This window comes from Mesorhizobium sp. P160927 (assembly GCF_057766385.1).
The window spans coordinates 119,875-140,914 of record NZ_JBYMDW010000001.1 but is presented as its reverse complement, the minus strand read 5'-3'; the positions used below and the strand labels follow the sequence as shown (position 1 = coordinate 140,914).

Below are 21,040 nucleotides of genomic sequence, written 5' to 3'. Positions count from 1 at the left end.
ACGTCGCTCCAGGATTTTAACGAGCCGCAGGCAGAGCACCGCAGTGGCTAAACCAGCAGCCTTCTTCAATCCGACTCGCCAGTTCACTTCCAAATCTGTACAAATTAGCGTTATAGAATATTTGAGGGGGCGATGATGTGGACCCGTGAGAACGCGCGCTACGCATTGGTTGCATTCTTTTTGGTCGCAAGCAGTGTTTCCGCCTTCGCGGCGGAAAATACTTGTGAGTGCAAAAAAAATCAGAAAGCGTCGGCTAGCGGAGAAGGGACATGCTCGGTAGCCGACCTGTCCAGTAAATGCACCATCACATTCGAAGCTGGGAATGCGAAGGCCGCTGCTCTGCAAGAGATTGAAAAGCAGGGCTTTCTCAACGGTCTGCAGTTTCTCAAAAGCGGTGACGGCGACCCAATTACCCAGGGACTACGATTCCTGAACGACCCGAAGGATGTTGTCGGACCAGCAGTCAGCGATCCCGCAGCGTTCGCAAATACTCTCTTCTTAGCGCTTTCGCCCGCAATCGCGCAGGCCGATCCCTCGGCGTTGAAGCTTTCACTCGACCTACTGCAGAGCAATTCCCAGGACATCGCTACCACGTTCGCAAATTTTGATGTCAATTCTCCCAAGCTGATAAACGGCATTAGCGATAGCCGCCTTTTTGTGCAGCACGGGTGTGTGGCCGTGGTTAGTCCGGGGTGGCAGGCATTCTTGAAAACGGATTGGTCTTCAGCTTCTCCAACAGGCTGCATACCTCAATAAAAGAGTGAAGCTATGCTTGCAGACATTTGGGATGCGGTACCTAAGGTTCAATCGACGTTCACGCTCGTGGCCTTTCTTGCCGCTGCTTCCTTTTCCGCCTACGCATTATTCCTTCGGCATCGAGCCTCAACAATCTCTAAAGCGGCTCCTGACCAGCAACGTGAGCTAGTAAACGCCCTGAACGAGTCATTCCACATCAATACCGATGGGATGTCTCAAATTCAAAAATACAATCTCGCTATTCAGACGCTTAAGGAGCGGAGAGCCAGGTTGACGACTTGGCTTGTATTCAGCGTGGTCGTGCTACTTATTCTAACTGGTTGGACGACCTATTCCACTGTACAGAATTTGGTGTCGTTCGAAGGCAAACTCTCAGCGTTAGTCGCCTCGATGAAGGATGACCCGAATTCTCCAGCCGTCACAAACTCGTCTGACGTTTCCGACTTTTGGGTTTCCAGCACGACAGCCGCGTCGTCGCGAGCGCTAATCCTGCGCATTTGCGAGACCAACGTTTGTCTAATATGCGCACAAGATGGCGTAACGGTTAAGGTCTCTGCGAAGGGGCCTCTCAAATCGTACAAAGACAAGCAGGGCGTTGCCCTTAAAAGCTGTCAGTAAGTTAGCCGTCCTTCGATCTTGTCTTCCTCGTCCAACATTTGCGGCGCCGGCAAACAAGCGTTGGCGACAAGCCAATCACCGACTATCGTTCCACTTGGGCGCGCAGCTCTGCCGCTAGGCTGGTCAACGCGTCAATCAGTGCGTCGGCTGAACCCGCCGTCGGAGCAACAGCGCGGCGCGTCGCAACATCACCGGACGGCGCGCGAGGCGATGTGCGCGTCGACACCATGCCATTCGAAGTCAAGAACATCTGCGGCGCGATCGCGGCCACGATCGTTCAGCGGGCGTCGGAGTCTTATTTCATGCGATTATCGATCCTTGCGAAAGCGAAAGCGAACCCTAGGGTGAGATCGCATCAAGACAGAATTCTCCTCGAGCCACTTTCCGGGCGTCTTTTGATCGTAAACGGGACTAGTAGGTTGCTCGGTCTCGGCGTTGGCTGTGCCGACGATGACAACGTACGCCGGGAAATTGTTCAGGGCAAAAAGATGAACCCGAACGGCAATATAAATTAGCCCGCCGGCCTCAACCTGAGCGACGTAGAGTTCGTGGATATCGTAAGCGGCATCGTCGGGCCGTCCGATGATGTCCGCACCGATGTATCTCCTGATCCACTTGCCTCTGTCTCTAAGCACGTATTCGGAAGTCAGCGGGGAGAATTTTCCCTTTAGCAGAGCATGTGCATAGGCGAACGCGATCCGATTGATGAATCGGAAGAACTGGTCAAACTGATAGCTCTTGGCAGCCGGCACGCTTCCAGGTCCCAAATTTGCTAGGCGGTCTTGATAATCTTTAAGTGGAGACCAGAGTGCGAGATCCACCTTCGTGTTGCCGCTGACCGGCTTGTTGTCCAGGATCAATGGGCGATGATTCAAGCAGGTCAGCCAGATCGCGACCGGCAGGCCATCCTCCTTTACTGGAATAGTGGTCTCCTCAGCGTCGCGCGTGACAGTGAGATTGAATTCATTAGGCCATTTTCGGCCATTCCCACGCTTTAGGCCAAGTATTGCACGCGTATCTCCGTAGGCTTGGCTTATGACGCGCCCCTCAAACGCGGATGTGATTTTTTCGCAATCATGGCAGCTCGCCTTGGAGTAAACCAACCGTCCGCCAATTCCATCGGGAATGATATGCTCGTCTCGAAGACCGCGCTCTCCGCCCTCACGACCGCAATAGATGCATCGAGCTGGGGGCGCGAATGATCTAGGGGAAGTATGATTTCGCGGCAGCTTTACCACTGGCGTCATCTCGACTCACAGACCGATGTATAGCCGAAATCGAGGCTCCTGCGGAGTCGGTCCGCGCGACCGCAGGGCTTGTTCGGCGGTCGATCTGAGACAGACCCGTGGGGACATCGCCACATTGGGCGCGACACAGCCTGGTCACTCGCGGCTCGCGGAGCAACGCGCAAGTTGCGGACATCACGCGGACACAGATATGCTCCGGGCAATGAGCATCTCTATCACCAGCCTAGCGCCTTGTATTTTCAGCGATTTTGGTGATCCCGACAGGAATCGAACCTGTGACCTACAGATTAGGAATCTGCCGCTCTATCCTACTGAGCTACGGGACCACGCGGCCCGACACATAGCCCCTTCGGATCGTTTCGCCAAGAGGGCCGGTCGAACGCAATTCGGCCGGCGATTTTTATGGCCTCAGGCGGCTAGCGCCGTCTCCGCCAGTTTCACCCAATAGCTCATGCCGTGCGGGATGGCTTCGTCGTTGAAGTCGTAGGCCGGGTTGTGGAGACCGGCGGTCTCGCCATTGCCGATGAAGATGAAGGCACCAGGCCGGGCTTCCAGCATGTAGGAGAAATCCTCGCCGCCCATCACCGGCTGGATCTCGCGGTGCACCTGGGCATCGCCCGCCACGTCGGCGGCCACATCGCTGGCGAAGACGGTCTCATCGGCGTGATTGAACGTCACCGGGTAGTTCGCGTCGTAGTCGACTTCGATCGTCGCGCCATAGGCAGTGGCAAGTCCCGCGCAGATGGCGCGGATCCGCTCTTCCGATTTCCTGGCCACCTCCTTCTTCAGCGTGCGCACGGTGCCGGCGATCTCGGCCGATTCCGGGATGATGTTGTATGCGTCGCCGGCGTGGAACTTGGTCACCGACACCACCACCGCCTCGACCGGATCGGTGCTGCGCGAGGCGATCGTCTGCAAGGCGCCGACCAACTGGCTGGTGATGACGATCGGATCGATCGTGCCGTGCGGCATCGCCGCATGGCCGCCGCGGCCTTTCACGGTGATGGTGAATTCGGCCGTCGCCGCCATGATCGGGCCCGGACGGATGGCGAACTGGCCGACCGGCAGGCCGGGCATGTTGTGCATGCCGAACACTTTAGCGATGTCGAAACGCTCCATCATGCCGTCCTTGACCATCTCGTTGCCGCCGCCGCCGCCTTCTTCCGCCGGTTGGAAAATCACCGCCACGGAGCCCGTGAAGTTGCGCGTCTCGGCGAGATATTTCGCCGCACCGAGCAGCATCGCGGTGTGGCCGTCATGGCCGCAAGCATGCATCTTGCCCGGAACGGTCGACGCGTAGGGCTTGCCGGTGATCTCCTTGAGCGGCAGTGCATCCATGTCGGCGCGCAATCCGATTGTGGGGCCTTCCCCCTGACGGCCGCGAATGATGCCGACGACGCCCGTCTTGCCGAGGCCGGTCACCACATCGTCGCAGCCGAACTCTTTCAGCTTTTCCGTGACGAAAGCCGCCGTCTTGAAGACATCGAAGTTCAGTTCTGGCGTCTGGTGCAAATGTCGTCGCCAGCCGGCGACTTCGTCCTGCATTTCGGCGGCGCGGTTGAGGATTGGCATGATGGTTCCATTTCGTTGTTGGTGCAGCCGGCTTCAGCCTGGTGGTTTGCAATTGGGCCCGGGGTGCCTTGCAATTATGATTGTCAGGCGCTTTGCCATGTTGGCGTCACATAGGGTAAATAGCACCGCAATAATGCGGTCCGGTTTTTGAGGGTCGGATCCTTATGCTGGCGGTCACGTAATGAAATCTTACGGAGCCAGGGGCAATCAGGGCAAGAGGCGATTTCGGATTCGATCATGCGGTACAGGCATTTCCTCAAAACATTCCCGGCTGGCGCAATCATGCTGTCCGTCCTGGCTGGGCCAGCGCTGGCCAATCCGGTGGTGGTCTTCGACCTGAAGAGCGGCCAGATCCTGCAGCACCAGGATGCGTTCAAGCGCTGGTATCCGGCCTCGCTCAGCAAGCTGATGACCGCCTATGTGACCTTCCGGGCGATCGCGGCCGGAGAAGTCCAGCTCGATTCGCCGATCAAGGTGACCAAACATTCCGCTGGCGAACCGCCAAGCAAGATGGGTTTCAAGCCCGGCTCGGTGATGCGGCTCGACAATGCGCTGAAGATGATGCTGGTCAAGTCGGCCAATGACATCGCCATGGCGGTCGGCGAGAATGTCGGCGGCTCGCAGGCAGCCTTCGCTGAAAGGATGAATGCCGAGGCGGCCAGGCTCGGCATGAACGGCACCCATTTCGTGAACCCGAACGGCCTTTACTCGCCCGACCAGTACACGACGGCGCGCGATCTTTCGATCCTGGTGATGGCGATCCGCCGCGAGTTCCCGCAATATGCGCCGTGGTTCTCGATCGAGGGGCTCGCGGTCGGCAAGAAGGCCATTCCGAACTACAATCTCCTGATCGGCCGGTATCCCGGCGCCGACGGCATGAAGACCGGCTTTGTCTGCCCGTCGGGCTTCAACATGATCGGGTCGGCGACCCGCAACGGACGTACGCTGGTGGCGGTCGTGCTTGGCGAGAAGTCGGCGGTCAGCCGTGCCGAAACCGCGGCCAAATTGCTCGATCAGGGCTTTGACGCGCCTGCCGCGGGGTCCACCACCGTCACCACACTCGCGCCCTACGGTGATCTGATCTCGCCCAACGACATGCATGACGAAGTCTGCAAGAAGAAGACGAAGGCGGAGCAGTCCGAGGCGCCGCCGCCGGCCGCCGCCAAGGACCAGTCTAAATCGCCCTATCGGGAGAAGCTCGATCATGTACCGACACTGGTTGCCGTCGGCCTTGGCGGCGCGACGGGGCCGGCGCCTAAGGCGATCCTCGACGAGGGCGCGCAGGAATATGCCGACGTACCAATCCCGACCTGGCGGCCCGACAAGCCGGTGCCCGCCGGCACCGGCCCGAAAGTCGTGGGTGCCGCCGCGCAAGGCGACCAGCCGGCCAAGGTCGCGAATTAGAGCATGATCCGGCTTTCGCGAGAGATCATGGTCAAACTAGAAGACAGAACCAGATGAGCGGTTTCCCGATCCCAGTCTCGGTGCTGACCGGCTTTCTCGGCGCCGGCAAGACGACATTGCTCAATCGGCTCCTGAAGGATCCGGCGCTCGTCGACACCGCGGTCATCATCAACGAGTTTGGTGAGGTGGCGATCGACCATCTGCTGGTCGAGCAGGCCTCCGACGGCATCATCCAGCTTTCCGACGGCTGCCTGTGCTGCACGGTGCGCGGCGAACTTGTCGACACGCTGGCCGAGCTGGTCGACCGGCTGCAGACCGGCCGCATCGTCCGGCTTGGCCGCGTCATCGTCGAAACCACGGGATTGGCCGACCCGGCGCCGGTGCTGCAGTCGATCATGGCCCATCCGGCGCTGGTCCAGGCCTTTCGACTCGACGGCGTCATCACCCTGGTGGATGCGGTCAACGGCAATGCTACGCTCGATGCGCATATCGAGGCGGTCAAGCAGGTCGCCGTGGCCGACCGCATCGTGCTCTCCAAGGCCGATCTGGCCACCGGTCACGGCGACCTCGCCACGCTGCGGGCGCGCTTGCGGCAGATCAATCCCGGGGCTCGAGTGCTCGATGCCGGGGAGACGAAAACCGGGGTGGCGGCATTGTTCGACTGCGGTCTCTACAATCCTGCGGCCAAATCCGCCGACGTGCGGCGCTGGCTCGGCGAAGAAGCCGCGCATGATCACCACCAACGTGACCATGACCATGAAGGGCATAACCATGCCCATCGCCACGATCAGCGCGTAAAAACCCACTCGCTGGTGCATGACGGGCCGGTGCCGTTTTCAGCCATCGAGATGTTCCTCGATCTCCTGCGTTCCACACATGGCGAGCACCTGCTGCGGATGAAGGGCGTCATCGAATTGCAGGAGGATCCGTCGCGGCCCTTGGTCGTGCATGGCGTCCAAAAGATCCTGCATCCGCCGGTGCGGTTGCCGTCCTGGCCGGACAGCCAGCGCGGCACGCGGCTGGTGCTGATTACGCTCGACATGCCGGAAGACTATGTGCGCCGGCTGTTCGCCGCCTTCACCAACCGGCCTTCGGTCGACACGCCCGACCGCGCGGCGCTGGAAAACAATCCCCTGGCGATCGCCGGGCGTTGAGCTTTACGGGCGCTGTTGGCCGCGTTCAACCAGAAAGCGATGGCCACCGGACATCGCCGCCGTCTCGATCAACTGATGTCCGCTGTCGGCGCAGAAGGCAGGAATATCGATGACAGCCAGAGGGTCGGTGGTTTCGAGCCAGAGCCTGCTGCCGGGCTGCATCCCGGCCAGGCGCTTTTTCGCCTTGAGGACCGGCAAAGGGCAGTTCAGCCCCTTGAGGTCGTAGATAGCTATCAGTTCGGCCAAGGTGAAAACCTCAGCCGCCGAACATGCCGAGCAACTTGTTCTTCAGCTTCGTAACCCGGCTTTCATCGGCGCTCGCCGCCTGCGTCTCGGCTGCCGGCGCGGCCTCCGCCGGGGCCGCGATGGTCGCGGGGGCAACCGGAGCTTCCTTGGCGGCCTTAGCCGCTTCCTTCGCAGCCACGGCTTGCGCCTTGGCAGCTTCCTTTTCGGCCAACGCTTGCGCCTTGGCGGCTTCCTTCGCCGCTTTTGCCGCTTCTATCGCCGCCACCCGCTCTCGCTCGGCCTTCTCCTTGGCGGCCTTTTCGGCTTCGAGCGCGGCCATCTTGCGGCCGGCGGGCGAATCGATGCGGCCCATGCGCGACGTCTCGGTCACCGAACCGTCGGTGTTGAGCGACGGCGGATCGATCGGCACGCGCTCGCCACGCGCCCGGCGCTTGGACCAGTCGGAGACGATGCTCGCTTCCTTGATGCCGGCAATCGTCGGCTTGGGTGGCGGCACACTGGCCTTGAGCGCGCTGTTGAAGGCCGAGTCATAGGTGCTTTGATAGGCGTTATAGGCGCTCCTAAGCGAATCCGGCTGCGTGGTCGCCGGGCAGGGGCCGGTCGGATTGAAGGTCTGCCCATCGGGGGCGACCTGGTTGAAGACGTAGCGCTTCTCGCAGACGTCGACTTTCGGTGGCACCTTGGTGACCTCGAAATTGTCGTAGCCGACTTTCAGCATCTTCCAGAATTCGTAATTCGGGTCGTTGCGGTAGCGCGCCATGTTGGCGGCCGTCATGCGGAACGGAAAAGCCTGGATCTGGAACTCGGTCTGGCCACCCTGGAAGGCGTCGCGGCCGAAGGCGTAGATCTGCTCGATCTGGGCGTCGGTCATCGAATAGCAGCCCGATGACGAGCAGGCGCCATGCACCATCAGGTTCTGGCCGGTGCGGCCATTGGCACGATCATAGGCGTTGGGAAAGCCGATGTTGAACGACAGATGGTAATTCGAGCGCGGATTCATCTGCGACGGGCGAACCGTGTAAAAACCTTCCGGCGCCTGGCGGTCGCCTTCGGTGTATTTCGGGCCGAGCTTGCCCGACCATTTGCAGATGTCGTAGCTCGCCACCATGTCGTAGCGGCCATTGGTCTTGGCCTTCCAGATCTCAAGCTTGCCTTCTTCCTTGAAGATGCGCGCCATCACCGAAGAGGTGCGGACCATGCCCTTGGCTCTCATATCGGCAAGGACCTTGTCGGGCAGCGGCTTGTTGGCTTCCGGGGCAAAGTCCTTCATCGACGAATCATTACAGCCCGCGACGGCAATCGAGGCGGCAAGAACTCCAGTGCGGGCAAGCTTGGCAAACATGGATAAGGCTATGTCTTTTCTTTCGGGCCAATGGCTTCGAAACGGCCACACCCGCATGCTGAACACTGACGGACCGTAAGCCCGTTAACCTTGAAAATTCCTTACCGCAAGGCTCGGCCGTTCTCCCGCGGTGATTTCATTGAACCGAATGGGGCGGCATTTTTGTGGCGAAATTGCTCATCGCCGCCACATTGGCGTGGACAGGCAGCTTCCGTCTGCCTTGTTCCGCCGCCCAAAAGGCGTCAGAGGCTGCGGCCTATCGCCAGATACTTCTCGCGGCGCTGTTCGCGGAAATCGGTGTTGGCGCCGGCGAATTCGTTCATTGTCTTGGCTATGAGATCGCCGGTCGCGGCAATCACCGTTTCGGGCGCGCGCTGGGCGCCACCCATCGGCTCGGGGATGATGGCGTCGATGACCTTCAGTTCCAGGAGATCCTGCGCGGTGATCTTCATGTTGGTTGCCGCGTCCTTGGAGCGCGTCGTGTCACGCCACAGGATGGAGGCGGCACCTTCCGGCGAAATCACCGAATAGATGGCGTGTTCGAGCATGTAGACGCGGTTGGCGGTGGCGATCGCGATAGCGCCGCCCGAACCGCCTTCGCCGATAACCACCGAGATCGACGGTACTTTCAGGCCAAGGCAGGCCGAGGTCGATCGGGCAATGGCTTCGGCCTGGCCGCGCTCCTCGGCGCCAACGCCGGGATAGGCGCCGGCCGTGTCGACCAGCGTCAAAAGCGGGATCTTGAAACGGTCGGCCAGTTCCATCAGCCGCACCGCCTTGCGATAGCCTTCGGGGCGTACCGAACCGAAATTGTGCTTCAGGCGGCTCGCCGTGTCCGAACCCTTTTCCTGGCCGAGAATCGCGATGGGCTCGCCGCGGAAACGGGCAAAGCCGCCGACGATCGCCTGGTCCTCGCCGAAATTGCGGTCGCCGGCGAGTGGCGTGAAGTCGCTGAACAGGCCCTTGATGTAGTCGATGCAGTGCGGCCGGTCGGAGTGGCGCGCCACCTGCACTTTCTGCCACGGCGTCAGCGCCTTGTAGAGTTCGCGCAGCGCGTCGCGCGAGCGCTTCTCGAGCCTGGTGATCTCATCGGCGACATCGACCGCCTCGCCGTTCTCGGCAAGCTTCTTGAGTTCGAGGATCTTGAGCTCAAGATCCTGGACCGGCTTTTCGAAATCGAGGTAATTGTACATGCTTGGGCGGACCGATACGTCGGAAGGCAATGACAGCGGAACCGTTGAAACCAAGGCTCCGGGCGGTGAAATGTCGTCCTCACATAGCGATATGAGGCCTAGTCGGCAAGCGGATGATGCTCGTTGACCAGCCGCACCAGCCGCTCTTCCAGCACATGGGTGTAAATCTGTGTCGTCGATATGTCGGCATGGCCAAGCAGTTGCTGAACGGCTCTCATGTCGGCGCCGTTCTGGAGGAGATGGCTGGCGAAAGCATGGCGCAGCACGTGCGGCGAGATTTTGGCCGAGGCGATGCCGGCGCGCGCCGCCAATCCTTTCAGGTCACGGGCAAAGACCTGGCGCGAGAGATAGCCGCTGTCGGATGCCGCCGGAAACAGGAACGGGCTGTTGGCGAAGGCGGGCAGCTTGGCCCGGGCTTCAAGCCAGTTCCGCATCGCCGCGCGCGCCTTGGCCGACAGCGGCACCATGCGTTCCTTGTCGCCCTTGCCGCGTACCATGAAGAAACGGTCGTCGCGCTGTGCCACCGTCACCGGCAGGCCGACCAGCTCGGAAACGCGCAGTCCGGTGGCGTAGAGCACTTCGACCAGCGCATGCAGGCGCAAGGCCGCCAGCCTGTCGGCGTGGCCGAGCCCATCATCGCCGGCTTCCTGCGCGGCGCGGTCGATCAGCCGGCCGGTTTCGGCCTCGCTCATCGTCTTAGGCAGCGGGCGGCCTTTTTTCGGGCTGTCCAGCGTGCCGGTGGGGTCATCCGCGCGCAGGCCCTCGGCGTAGAGGAACTTGAAGAACTGCCGGATCGCCGACAGTTTGCGCGCCTGCGAGGTCGGCGCGAAGCCACGCGCGGCGATATCGTCGAGATAGGCCCTGATGTCGGCGGCGCCGGCGCGGGCAAGTCCGCCATCGATCCCCTCGGAAGCATCCTCGAGATCGCCGCGATAGGAGGAAAGCGTGTTCTCCGCCGCTCCGCGCTCGGCGCTCATCATTTCCAGGAAGGCCTCGATGCGAGCGGCGCTGTTCATGTCCTTGAGGCGGTTCCGAGTCGGTCTTCTTGGGGTTCAGTTTTTCTTCGGATTGAGCTTTTCCGGCGGAATACGCACGCTCATCTCGGCTTTTTTCGGCTCGACGAACATCACCAGCGCGAACATCGTACCATAGGCAATGCCGGCCAGAATCGCGAGGGTCACGACAAAGCGAAACAGTGTCGGCATTCAGTTCTCGCCCGTCTTCTTGTTCTGCGTTTCCAAACCCTGTGCCCTTATGGGACGCCAATCCGGCCAATTCAAGGAAGAAGCGGACCCTGTTAGCAACTCCTGACGCAAGCGTCGCTCTGTCCATATCGGCCCAAGGCACTCGGCACGCTTGACGCAAACCGGCTTTTCATGTCGATACGCCGGCAAAGAGGGCCGAAGAAGCAGCCGATGAACGCGCTACAGGCAAATCCCCCAGGCGAGACCCATGGCACGCTGCTTGGCCGGCTGGGCAGCCGGTCCATCGTCTTTGTCGGGCTAATGGGCGCCGGCAAGACGGCGATCGGCCGCAAGGTGGCGACCATGCTTTCGCTGCCCTTCATCGACAGCGACCAGGAGATCGAAAGCGTGTCGCGGATGAGCGTGCCGGAGCTGTTCGAGCGCTATGGCGAACCCGAGTTCAGGGCCTTGGAACAGCGTGTCATCCTGCGCGTGCTGGAAAACGGTCCGCAGGTTCTGTCGACCGGCGGCGGTGCCTTCATGAACGCGCAGACGCGCGAAGCCATCGCCGCCCATGGCGTCTCGGTGTGGCTGAAGGCCGAACTCGACCTTCTGATGGACCGCGTTTCCAAGAAGCAGAACCGGCCGCTCTTGAAAAGCGCCGATCCCCGTGCCGTGCTGGAGCGGCTGATGGCGGAACGCTATCCGGTCTATGCGACCTCTGACGTCACCGTGCCGACCCGCGACGATCGCAAGGAGATCATCGCGGCCGAGGTGATCGAGGCGCTGTGCCGGCATTTCGGCATCGATGCGATAGCCGCGACGGGCGAGGTCGAATCATGAGCGCGGATCAGCCAGTCACAGTCGAAGTCGGTCTGGGCGACCGTGCCTACGACATATTGATCGGCTCCGGCCTGCTGTCGCGCGCCGGCGTTGAGATTTCGCGCCGGCTGCCGGGCACGCGCGCCGCTGTGGTGACCGACGAGAACGTCGCCGCCGCGCATCTCGATACGCTGAGGGCCGGGCTCGAGAAGAGTGGCATCCAGCCCGCGATCATCACGATGCCGCCCGGCGAGAAGACCAAGAGCTTTGCCCATCTCGAGGCGGTGGTCGACGGCGTCCTGGCCGCTAGGCTGGAGCGCGGCGACGTCGTCATCGCGCTTGGCGGCGGCGTCATCGGCGATCTCACCGGTTTTGCCGCCGGGATCGTGCGGCGTGGCATGAATTTCGTGCAGGTTCCGACCTCGCTTCTGGCGCAGGTCGATTCTTCGGTCGGCGGCAAGACCGGCATCAACAGCCCGCGCGGCAAGAACCTCGTCGGCGTCTTCCTCCAGCCCAGGCTGGTGCTGGCCGATACCGAAGTGCTCGACACGCTGCCGATCCGCGAATTTCGCGCCGGCTATGCCGAGCTTGCCAAATACGGGCTGATCGACCGGCCGGATTTCTTCGCCTGGCTGGAAGCGAATTGGGAAAAGGTGTTCGCCGGCGGACCGGAGCGGGTCGAGGCCATTGCCGAAGCCTGCCGCGCCAAGGCCGATGTCGTTGCCCGCGACGAGTTCGAGACCGGCGACCGCGCTCTGCTCAACCTCGGCCATACGTTCGGGCACGCGCTCGAAGCCGCCACGCTGTATGACGGGACGCGCCTCGTCCACGGCGAGGGGGTCGCCATCGGCATGGCGCTGGCGTACCGGTTCTCCTCTCGGCTCAATCTCGCCAGCCCCGACGACGCGGCCCGCGTCGAGGCGCATCTGCGTGCCGTCGGGCTGCCGTGGCGGATGGCCGACATTCCGGGCGACTTGCCCGATGCCGATGCGCTGCTTTCATTCATCACGCAGGACAAGAAAGTGTCGCGCGGTGCGCTGACCTTTATTCTGACGCGCGGGATCGGCGAGGCTTTCATCGCCAAGGATGTGCCGGCCTCGGAAGTGCTGGCGTTCCTCAGGGAAAACCATCCAGGCAACGGGAAAGCCGGCTGAGATGGACACTGGCTGGGTCGTCTTCGCCGTTCTTGCCATCCTCGTCATCCTGGTCGTTGCCGTGCGAACCCGCCTGCTTGCCATGTTCGGCTATGAACTCTCGCGCATCGAGCCGCAGCGGTCGAGTCAGGACGAGTTGCGCGGCGCGGTCGACGATTTTCGCCGCGACGGCCAGGTGGTGCGTGAGGATCGCGACCGCATCGGCGGCCTGTTCGACCTCGAAGAGCTCGAAGTTTCCGACGTCATGGTCCACCGCACGAATATGCGCTCGGTCAATGCCGACAATGCGCCGGAAGCGGTGGTGCGCGAGATCCTGCAGAGCCCGCACACCCGCATGCCGCTCTGGAAAGGTTCACTCGACAACATCGTCGGCGTGCTGCACGCCAAGGATCTGCTGCGCGCGCTGAACGAAGCCGGCAATGATTTCTCGCGGATCGACGTGATGAAGATCGCGTCAAAACCGTGGTTCGTGCCCGACACCACGACCTTGCAGGAACAGCTCAACGCCTTCCTGCGCCGCAAGGCGCATTTTGCCGTCGTCGTCGATGAATATGGCGAGGTCGAAGGGCTGGTGACGCTGGAGGACATTATCGAGGAGATCGTCGGCGAGATCGCGGACGAGCACGATGTCGACATCCAGGGCGTCAAGCAGGAGGCGGACGGCTCCGTCGTCGTCGAGGGCACGGTGCCGATCCGCGACCTCAACCGGGCGCTCGACTGGAACCTGCCGGACGAAGAGGCGACGACGATCGCCGGCCTCGTCATCCACGAGGCGCAATCGATCCCCGAGGAGAAGCAGGCTTTTACCTTTCACGGCAAGCGCTTCGTCGTCATGAAACGCGACAAGAACCGGATTGCCAGGGTCAGGATCCGGCCGGCCGGCGACAGTTAGATCGGGTCAGTGTTTGATAGGATCGCCGAGCCGCTCTAACTCTTTGTTTTACGAGATTCCGGGCGGAAAGCCGCTACGCACTTTTTCCTGGAATTGCTATCGAGCCGTCGCCTTACCAATCCTTCGCGGAAACCCCCCCCGCCACGATGCATTCTTCGCCGATGACGATCGATCGGCGAACCTTGCTCCTGGCCTCGATGGCTGCCTTGTTGCCAACCCGCACGAGAGCGGCGCGAGATACGCCATCCCCGGAAACTGTGGCCTACGGTCAGGCCAAGCAGCCGCGCTGGCGTTCCTGAACGAGGGTCGGTTGAGCGCACCGGCTGTGTTCCACTCGTTGTGCCGGGCACCCGCCGATGCGGCCGGGCGGAAATTCAACAGTCGTTGCTTGAGCGCTCGCTGAGCGTCGCACCGGTTTCGGCGTCGACCGAAGCGAGGCTGACCTCATAACCCCAGAGGCTTCGGACATGGCGCAGGGTCGCGTCGCGGCTGCCGCTGTCGAGCAGTACGCCCTCCTTCACCTTGTGCTGCAGCCGCAAATGCCGGTTACCGAGCAGGTCGACATCCACCACCTGGATATCCGGCCGGCTCGCCCCGATGTCGTAGCTCTGGGCCAGCGCGGCACGTATCTTTTGGTAGCCGCGCTCGTTGTGGATCGAGGCGACCTCGTAATGCGCGTTGTCGGCCTGATCGGCCAGGACAAACATCCGCCATTTCCGTATCAGGGCTGGGCTGAGGTGCTGGCGGATGAAGGATTCGTCGCGGTGGTTGGCCCAGGCGTCCAGGAGCACATCGCGCCAGTCACCCCGGCCCGCGATGTCGGGAAACCAGTCGCGGTCTTCCGCCGTAGGCGCGGTCGAAATGCGCTGGATGTCCTGCATCATGTCGAGGCCGAGCGCGTATGGGTTGATACCGGAGAACCGGGGGTCGTCGAAGGCCGGCTGGAAGATCACATTGGAATGGTTGCGCAGGACCTCGAGCATGGCGCCCTCGCTGATCTGGCCGCGGTCGAACAATGCGTTCATGAGGGTGTAATGCACGAAGGTGGCGCAGCCTTCATTCATCACCTGCGTTTGCCGCTGCGGATAGAAATACTGCGCGACGATGCGCACGATGCGGATGATCTCGCGCTGCCAGGGCTCCAGGATAAGACTGTTCTTCTCGAGGAAATAGAGCAGATTTTCCTCGGGCAGGTTGAGCGATTTCTTCCGCTCCGCCAAGCCTTCGTCCTTCTTCTCCGTCTTGCTGCTCTCCTGCGAGGGTGGCAGCGTGCGCCACAAGTCGTTGTAGGAGCGTTCTTCATACTCCAGGCGCTCGCGCAGCCCTTCACGCTGCCGCTCCGACGACAGCTTTGGCGGCCTGTGGTATCGGAACACGCCTTGTTCCATCAGCGCGTGGGCGCAGTCGAGAATGCTTTCCACGGCCGACAGTCCGTGCCGCTCCTCGCATCGGGCGATGTAGCCCTTGGCGAACTCCAGGTAGCTCAGAATCCCCCCGGCGTCGGTCCACTGCCGGAACAGGTGATTGTTCTTGAAGAAATGATTGTGTCCGAGCGCCGCATGCGCCGTCACCAGGGCCTGCAAGGCCATGGTGTTTTCCTCCATCAGGTAGACGATGCAGGGATTGGAGTTGATGACCAGTTCGTAAGCCAGGCCCCGTCCACCCTTGCGGTAGAGAAAATCCTGGTACAGGAAATGCTTGCCGAACGACCAATGACGGTACATCAGCGGCATGCCGACCGATGAATAGGCGTCGAGCATCTGTTGCGAGGAAATGATTTCCATCTGCACCGGATAGGTGTCCAGCTTGAGGTCCTCGATGGCGATTGCCGCGATCGCCTCGTAGGCGTGCGACAATTTCGGGAAATCCCAGTCGGATCCGGAAAAGAGCAAACCCGGTTTGCTGGCTGTCCTGGCCATGGTTCCCCTCAGGCGCTCTTCCGGAGCGCGGGCTGTTTGGCGAAGAGCTGACGAAAGACAGGATAGATATCGGCGGCCGTGGCTATGCGGCTCATCTGGAAGTTCGGCCAGTTCGATTCGATGGCGCTGTAGGCTCGCCAGAGCGACGTCCCGTTTTCAGTCGCGCCGAAGATGTGGCTCTCGCGTTCGTCGATGATCTCGACATAGGCGAAATACTGGCACAGGCGCATGAGCTTGCCGTTCAGCAGGGCGATGCAGCGCTCGGAATCGGTGGCGAAATTGTCGCCATCCGAGGCCTGGGCGGCGTAGATGTTCCACTCGCTCGCGGGGTAACGCTGCTCGATGACGCGATGCATCTCCTCGAGCGCGGTGGAAACGACGGTGCCACCGCTTTGCGAGCAGTAGAAGAAGGTTTCCTCATCCACCTCCTGCGCCTCGTGCGTGTGGCGGATGAAGACGATTTCGGTGCGTTCATAACGTCGCTTCAGGAACAGGTGCAGCAGCACGAAGAAGCGCTTGGCCAAGTCCTTCTCGCGCTCGCCCATCGAGCCTGACACATCCATCAGGCAGAACATGACCGCTTTCGCATTCGGCACCGGGCGCTGGTCGAAGCGGTTGAACCGGATGTCGACCGGGTCGACGAAGGCGATCCGCCGGCGCCGGCGCTCCAGCCGCTCGATCTCTTCTTTGAGCGCCACGACGCGCTCGCGCGCTTGAGCATCAGGCGGTGCGGCCTCCAGCAAGGCGAGTTCCTGCGTGATCGCATCGACCGCCGCTTGCTTGGGGCGCCTGAGCGCAATGCGGCGGCCGTGGCTGTTGCGCATCGTGCGGCCGACATTGATGTTGGTTGGCGAACCGGTGGCGGCGAAACCCGCCCGGCGCGGCTTGAAGGCAAGGATCTCCTTGAGATTGAGCTTGACCAGGTCGGGCAGTTCGAGATCCTCGAAGAAGAGATCGAGCACCTCCTCGCGCGAAAGCACGAAACGAAAGTCGTCCTCGGACGCGGTTTTTCCCGGTGACGAACCGCCCATGCCTCCGCCCTGACCGGGCTTGGCGATCAGGTCGCCTTGGGAGAATTGCCTGTTGCCCGGCAGGATGTGCCGGCGCCGGCCGGTGTCCCTGGCGTCGTTGAAGGTCGGCTCGCCAGTGCCTCTTTCGGGCATCGGCACGACATGCTCCGCGTCCACGTCGGCGATCCGCCCAGCGCGGATCTGGTCGCGAATGCTGCGCTTTAGCTCCTCGCGGGCACGCCTGAGAAAGCGCTGGCGGTTGCCAAGGCTTTTGTCCTTCGGATTCAGGCGGCGGTCGATAAAGATCGGCATGCAACCATCCGGACTGCTCTCAGCCCGCCTTGTTCACCCGCATGTACCAATCGACCAGCCGGCGCACCTGCCGTTCCGTATAGCCGCGCTCCACCATCCGCTGGACGAATTCATTATGCCGCTTTTCGGTGACGCTATCCTGCTTGGAGCCGAAGCTGATCACGGGCAGGAGGTCCTCGACCTGGCCGAACATGCGCTTTTCGATAACCTCGCGCAGCTTCTCGTAGCTCGTCCATGACGGGTTGCGGCCATGGTTGCGCGCCCGGGCACGCAGCGTGAACTTCACCACCTCGTTGCGGAAGTCCTTCGGATTGGCGATGCCTGCCGGTTTTTCGACCTGCGACAGTTCGTTGTCCAACACCTCGCGATTGAGGATTTGGCCGGTGTCGGGGTCCTTGTAGTCCTGGTCCTCGATCCAGGCATCGGCATAGGCGATGTAGCGGTCGAACAGGTTCTGGCCATATTCGCTATAGGACTCCAGATAGGCCTTCTGGATTTCATGGCCGATGAACTCGGCGTAACGGGCGGCCAGCTCCGACTTGATGAATTCGAGATAGGCGGCTTCCGTCTCCTTCGGAAACTGCTCCCGTTTGATCGCCTCTTCCAGGATGTACATAAGATGCACGGGGTCCGCCGCGACCTCGTTGGTGTCGTAGTTGAACGTCTGCGACAGGATCTTGAAGGCGAAGCGCGTGCTGACGCCGGTCATGCCTTCGTCGACGCCGGCGGCGTCGCGATATTCCTGGACTGACTTCGCCCTCGGGTCGACTTCCTTGAGGTTCTCGCCATCATAGGCGCGCATTTTGGTGTGCAGCGGCGAATTGTCGTGCTCGGCAAGGCGTGTCGAGACGCTGAACCGGCTGAGGATGTCCAACACCTCGGGCGCGCAGGGGCTGGCGGCCAATTCACTCTCGCGCAGCAGCTTCTCGTAGATCTGCCTCTCTTCGGTGATGCGCAGGCAATACGGCACCTTGACCACGAGGATGCGATCGAGAAACGCCTCATTGTTCTTGTTGTTTTTGAACTGTTGCCACTCGGATTCGTTGGAATGGGCAACGATGATGCCCTGGTACGGAAAGGCACCGAAATTCTCGGTGCCGTTGTAACTGCCTTCCTGGGTCGCCGTCAGCAATGGATGCAGCACCTTGATGGGCGCCTTGAACATCTCGACGAATTCGAGCAGCCCTTGCGTCGTTCGGTTCAGCCCGCCGCTGTAGGAATAAGCGTCAGGGTCGGACTGGCTGAAATTTTCCAATTGCCTGATGTCGACCTTGCCAACCAGGGCCGAGACGTCCTGATTGTTCTCGTCGCCAGGCTCGGTCTTGGCGATGCCGATCTGGCGCAGCCGCGACGGCATCAGTTTGACGACGCTGAATTTGGAAATGTCGCCGGACAGTTCGTCGAGGCGCTTGGCCGCCCATGGCGAGATAAGTCCGTTCAGGCGGCGCCGGGCTATCCCGTATTTGTCCTCCAGGAGATCGCTCATGCGATCGGGATGGAACAGGCCAAGCGGCGATTCGAAAACCGGACTGATCTGGTTGCCGACCTTCAGCGTGTAGATCGGGCGCTCTTCCATCAATTTCTTCAACCGTTCGGCCAAGGAGGATTTGCCGCCACCGACCGGACCCAAGAGGTAGAGGATCTGCTTGCGCTCCTCGAGGCCCTGGGAGGCATAGCGGAAATATCCGGCGATGCGCTCGATCGTATCTTCCATCCCGTAAAAGTCGGAGAAGGAGGGATATATCTTGACGGTCCGGTTCGAGAAGATACGGCCTAGCCGCTCGTCCTTGCTGGTGTCGACCAGGTTTGGCTCGCCGATCGCCTCGACCATTCGTTCCGGCGCCGAGGCATACATCGATTTGTCCTCGCGGCAGGCGAGCAGATATTGCTGGAGACTTATCTCTTCCTGGGCGGCGTTCGCATAAATTTCCGAGAAGAGATGGAAGACGTCGGATTGGTTCTCACGCATGTTCGTTGCCTTCGGAGCCATTTTGATGGGGCTCGCATATTCAACTGCGGGAAGGCATTGTTTGTTCCGTCGGCGCGCATGCATCTGGTACTGAAATCCAAACAACGCTCCCGCCCGAATGGCCGCCCATCAACCGCGATTTCGGCGGAGATGACGGCAGTGCGCCGAACGCCGCGGCGCCAGCGTTCCTGAAATCGACGCTCGCCTGATCCTGCCGACCGTCGCTCGCCCATTCCGTGGCTGGATCATGCCAAAAGCGGCGGCGGGATATTGCCGTGCCGATATCCGCGGGTGCAATTGCTCTTCGTGAATGGGAGAAAATTTGCATGAATGGCGCCGATGTTCTGTGCGACGTGCTGTTGGCTAATGACGTGAATGTCTGCTTCGCCAATCCCGGCACATCCGAAATGCATTTCGTCGCGGCCCTCGACCGCAAGCCGGCGATGCGCTGCGTGCTCGGCCTGTTCGAGGGGGTGGTGACGGGTGCGGCCGACGGCTATGCGCGCATGACCGATCGACCCGCCGCGACGCTGCTGCACACCGGCCCGGGCCTCGCCAATGGGCTGGCCAACATGCACAATGCAAGGCGCGCCTTCAGCCCGATGATCAACATCGTCGGGGACCATGCCTCCTACCATCTGCCGCTCGACGCGCCGCTCACCAGCGACATAGAGGGGCTGGCGGCGCCGATGTCGAAGTGGGTGCGCCGCATCGAAGGGCCCACGGATGTCCAACCGGCCACGGAGGCGGCCCTTCGCGCCTCGCTGACGCCGCCGGGTGTCGCAACGCTGATCCTGCCGGCGGACGCGGCCTGGGGCGACGCCGACGCGGTTTCGCCCGTCAAAGTGGAACTCGCATCGCCGCGAGCCGTCGACATCGACGCCGTGCGAGCGGTGGCTACCGCGATCCGTGCCGCTCCCGGGCGCGTCGGCATGATCGTTCGGGGACGGGCGGCGCGAGCCGATGCCCTCGAGATCGCCGGCCAGATTTCAGCGGCCTGCGATGTCAGGCTGTTCAGCGAGGTGTTGATCGCGCGTATGCAGCGCGGGCGCGGGCGTGTCGCGCCGACGCGCATTCCCTATCCCGTCGACGCGGCGACGGCAGCGCTCAGGGATATCGATGTCCTTGTGCTGATCGGCGGAAAGGAGCCGGTCGCCTTCTTCGCCTATCCGGGAAAACCGGGAAGGCTTGTCCGTGACGATTGCCAGGTGCTGACGCTCGCCGCCCATGGTCAGGATCTGCATGCGGCGCTGGAGGCGCTTCGCGACGAACTACGCGTCAAGCAATCGCAACCGGCGTTGGTTGCAAGCGCCTTTCCCGAGGAGGCAACACCAACCGGCAGATTGACGGAAGATGCAATTGCACTCTCCGTCGCCAAAAAGCTGCCGGGCGACGCGATCGTTTGCGACGAGGCGGTCACTTCGGCGCGACGCTTCTTCGCGCTGTCGGCCTTTGCCGCGCCGCACGACTATATGATGGGCACGGGCGGGTCGATCGGCGGCGGCATTCCGCTGGCGACAGGCGCGGCGATCGCCTGTCCCGGCCGCAAGGTAATCAATCTGGAGGCCGACGGCAGCGGCATGTACACGGTGCAGGGCCTGTGGACGCAGGCGCGGGAAAATCTCGACGTGGTGACGATCGTCTTTTCCAACCGCACCTATGCGATCCTGCATGGCGAAATGCGCAATGTCGGGGTGAACGCGATCGGCGAAAATGCCAGGCGCATGCTCGACCTCGACCATCCGGCGCTGGACTGGGTTTCGCTGGCCAAAGGCATGGGCGTGGAGGCGGCGCGTGCCGACACCTGCGAGCGGTTTAACGCGCTGCTCGATGCCGCCTTGTCGCGGCGCGGGCCATTCCTGATCGAAGCGATAATCTGAACAGCGCGAGACGCGCGCTACAGCTCAGCTCGGGGACTTGGCCTACCAGCGCGTCTGTTCGCCGGGCGCCGTGGGCTCGATAGCCAGTGCGTGAACGCCGGCCTTCAACTCGTCGGCCAGCAGTTCGTTGACGGCGCGGTGGCGCTCGACGCGGCTCATGCCAACAAAATTCGCCGAGACGATACGGACACGGAAATGTGTCTCGCCGGTGCCATCGAACTCAGCGTGGTGACCGGATTCCACGTGATGATGGCCGGCGTGGAGATGGCTTTCGTTGAGGATGACCAGCCGCTCGGGCGACAATGCCCTGTTGAGCTTGTCTTCCATGGTCGCCTGTATGGACATCGTCTTCTCCCTTCACCACAT

At 61.7% G+C, this 21,040-nt stretch carries 18 protein-coding genes and 1 tRNA gene; 7 read left to right on the top strand and 12 right to left on the bottom strand.

The features are described from left to right. Window positions 1–132: 132 nt before the first annotated feature. On the top strand, window positions 133–756 hold the full coding sequence (locus AC3CB8_RS00690) for a hypothetical protein (protein WP_352564099.1): 624 nt from the start codon (window positions 133–135) through the stop codon (window positions 754–756). A 926-nt stretch (window positions 757–1,682) separates the two neighbouring features. Here the strand turns inward: AC3CB8_RS00690 and AC3CB8_RS00685 are convergent. The 3 genes from AC3CB8_RS00685 to AC3CB8_RS00675 all read right to left on the bottom strand — a co-directional run bounded on the left by AC3CB8_RS00685 (window position 1,683) and on the right by AC3CB8_RS00675 (window position 4,193). After that, window positions 1,683–2,621: an HNH endonuclease gene (locus AC3CB8_RS00685; protein WP_084056341.1), complete on the bottom strand. Its 939-nt coding sequence runs from the start codon at window positions 2,619–2,621 to the stop codon at window positions 1,683–1,685. Window positions 2,622–2,870: 249 nt separating this feature from the next. Continuing rightward, a tRNA-Arg gene (locus AC3CB8_RS00680) sits at window positions 2,871–2,947 on the bottom strand. A gap of 82 nt (window positions 2,948–3,029) precedes the next feature. Continuing rightward, window positions 3,030–4,193 carry a M20 aminoacylase family protein gene (locus AC3CB8_RS00675; RefSeq protein WP_015315488.1) on the bottom strand — a complete coding sequence of 388 codons (1,164 nt, stop codon included), beginning with the start codon at window positions 4,191–4,193 and terminating at the stop codon, window positions 3,030–3,032. Window positions 4,194–4,430: 237 nt separating this feature from the next. Between AC3CB8_RS00675 and AC3CB8_RS00670 the strand changes: the two genes are divergently transcribed. Next, a complete protein-coding gene (locus tag AC3CB8_RS00670) occupies window positions 4,431–5,597 on the top strand; it encodes a D-alanyl-D-alanine carboxypeptidase family protein (RefSeq protein ID WP_023783605.1) in 1,167 nt (388 codons plus the stop codon). 53 nt (window positions 5,598–5,650) lie between these two features. Then, window positions 5,651–6,751 carry a CobW family GTP-binding protein gene (locus AC3CB8_RS00665; RefSeq protein ID WP_023783604.1) on the top strand — a complete coding sequence of 367 codons (1,101 nt, stop codon included), beginning with the start codon at window positions 5,651–5,653 and terminating at the stop codon, window positions 6,749–6,751. A gap of 3 nt (window positions 6,752–6,754) precedes the next feature. Here AC3CB8_RS00665 and AC3CB8_RS00660 read toward each other — a convergent pair whose 3' ends face one another. The 5 genes from AC3CB8_RS00660 to AC3CB8_RS00640 all read right to left on the bottom strand — a co-directional run bounded on the left by AC3CB8_RS00660 (window position 6,755) and on the right by AC3CB8_RS00640 (window position 10,737). Further along, entirely contained in the window at window positions 6,755–6,997 is a 243-nt protein-coding gene (locus AC3CB8_RS00660; RefSeq protein ID WP_023783603.1) for a sulfurtransferase TusA family protein, read from the bottom strand. 10 nt (window positions 6,998–7,007) lie between these two features. Further along, window positions 7,008–8,339: a L,D-transpeptidase family protein gene (locus AC3CB8_RS00655; protein WP_023783602.1), complete on the bottom strand. Its 1,332-nt coding sequence runs from the start codon at window positions 8,337–8,339 to the stop codon at window positions 7,008–7,010. Between the two features lie 242 nt (window positions 8,340–8,581). Beyond that, window positions 8,582–9,532 (bottom strand): acetyl-CoA carboxylase carboxyltransferase subunit alpha, encoded by a 951-nt coding sequence (locus AC3CB8_RS00650; RefSeq protein WP_352565798.1) that lies wholly within the window; start codon window positions 9,530–9,532, stop codon window positions 8,582–8,584. Window positions 9,533–9,630: 98 nt separating this feature from the next. Beyond that, complete coding sequence (locus AC3CB8_RS00645; RefSeq protein ID WP_352565796.1) at window positions 9,631–10,548, bottom strand: site-specific tyrosine recombinase XerD; 918 nt, start codon at window positions 10,546–10,548, stop codon at window positions 9,631–9,633. A gap of 36 nt (window positions 10,549–10,584) precedes the next feature. Next, window positions 10,585–10,737: a hypothetical protein gene (locus AC3CB8_RS00640; RefSeq protein ID WP_015315495.1), complete on the bottom strand. Its 153-nt coding sequence runs from the start codon at window positions 10,735–10,737 to the stop codon at window positions 10,585–10,587. A 210-nt stretch (window positions 10,738–10,947) separates the two neighbouring features. Between AC3CB8_RS00640 and AC3CB8_RS00635 the strand changes: the two genes are divergently transcribed. The 3 genes from AC3CB8_RS00635 to AC3CB8_RS00625 are packed head-to-tail and all read left to right on the top strand — an operon-like array spanning window position 10,948 to window position 13,584. After that, window positions 10,948–11,559, top strand: coding sequence for a shikimate kinase (locus AC3CB8_RS00635; RefSeq protein ID WP_352565794.1), 612 nt, complete (start codon window positions 10,948–10,950; stop codon window positions 11,557–11,559). Next, window positions 11,556–12,692: a 3-dehydroquinate synthase gene (gene aroB / locus AC3CB8_RS00630; RefSeq protein ID WP_352565792.1), complete on the top strand. Its 1,137-nt coding sequence runs from the start codon at window positions 11,556–11,558 to the stop codon at window positions 12,690–12,692. The genes AC3CB8_RS00635 and aroB overlap by 4 nt, the downstream gene beginning before the upstream one ends. Window position 12,693: 1 nt before the next feature. Continuing rightward, window positions 12,694–13,584, top strand: coding sequence for an HlyC/CorC family transporter (locus tag AC3CB8_RS00625; RefSeq protein WP_023770826.1), 891 nt, complete (start codon window positions 12,694–12,696; stop codon window positions 13,582–13,584). A gap of 374 nt (window positions 13,585–13,958) precedes the next feature. On the opposite strand, the gene AC3CB8_RS00620 is transcribed toward AC3CB8_RS00625, so the two are convergent. Genes AC3CB8_RS00620 through AC3CB8_RS00610 form a run of 3 tightly spaced genes read right to left on the bottom strand, consistent with a single transcriptional unit; the run spans window position 13,959 to window position 18,794 of the window. Beyond that, on the bottom strand, window positions 13,959–15,503 hold the full coding sequence (locus AC3CB8_RS00620; protein WP_023783597.1) for a SpoVR family protein: 1,545 nt from the start codon (window positions 15,501–15,503) through the stop codon (window positions 13,959–13,961). An 8-nt stretch (window positions 15,504–15,511) separates the two neighbouring features. Beyond that, window positions 15,512–16,825, bottom strand: a complete 1,314-nt coding sequence (locus AC3CB8_RS00615) for a YeaH/YhbH family protein (protein WP_023770823.1) — start codon at window positions 16,823–16,825, stop codon at window positions 15,512–15,514. A gap of 19 nt (window positions 16,826–16,844) precedes the next feature. Further along, the gene (locus AC3CB8_RS00610; protein ID WP_140616802.1) at window positions 16,845–18,794 is read right to left on the bottom strand and encodes a PrkA family serine protein kinase; all 1,950 of its coding nucleotides are present in this window, start codon (window positions 18,792–18,794) and stop codon (window positions 16,845–16,847) included. Between the two features lie 326 nt (window positions 18,795–19,120). Between AC3CB8_RS00610 and AC3CB8_RS00605 the strand changes: the two genes are divergently transcribed. Then, window positions 19,121–20,674: an acetolactate synthase large subunit gene (locus AC3CB8_RS00605; RefSeq protein WP_023795018.1), complete on the top strand. Its 1,554-nt coding sequence runs from the start codon at window positions 19,121–19,123 to the stop codon at window positions 20,672–20,674. 42 nt (window positions 20,675–20,716) lie between these two features. Here the strand turns inward: AC3CB8_RS00605 and AC3CB8_RS00600 are convergent, their stop codons facing one another. Beyond that, window positions 20,717–21,019 (bottom strand): BolA family protein, encoded by a 303-nt coding sequence (locus AC3CB8_RS00600; protein ID WP_352565789.1) that lies wholly within the window; start codon window positions 21,017–21,019, stop codon window positions 20,717–20,719. Between the last annotated feature and the right edge of the window lie 21 nt (window positions 21,020–21,040).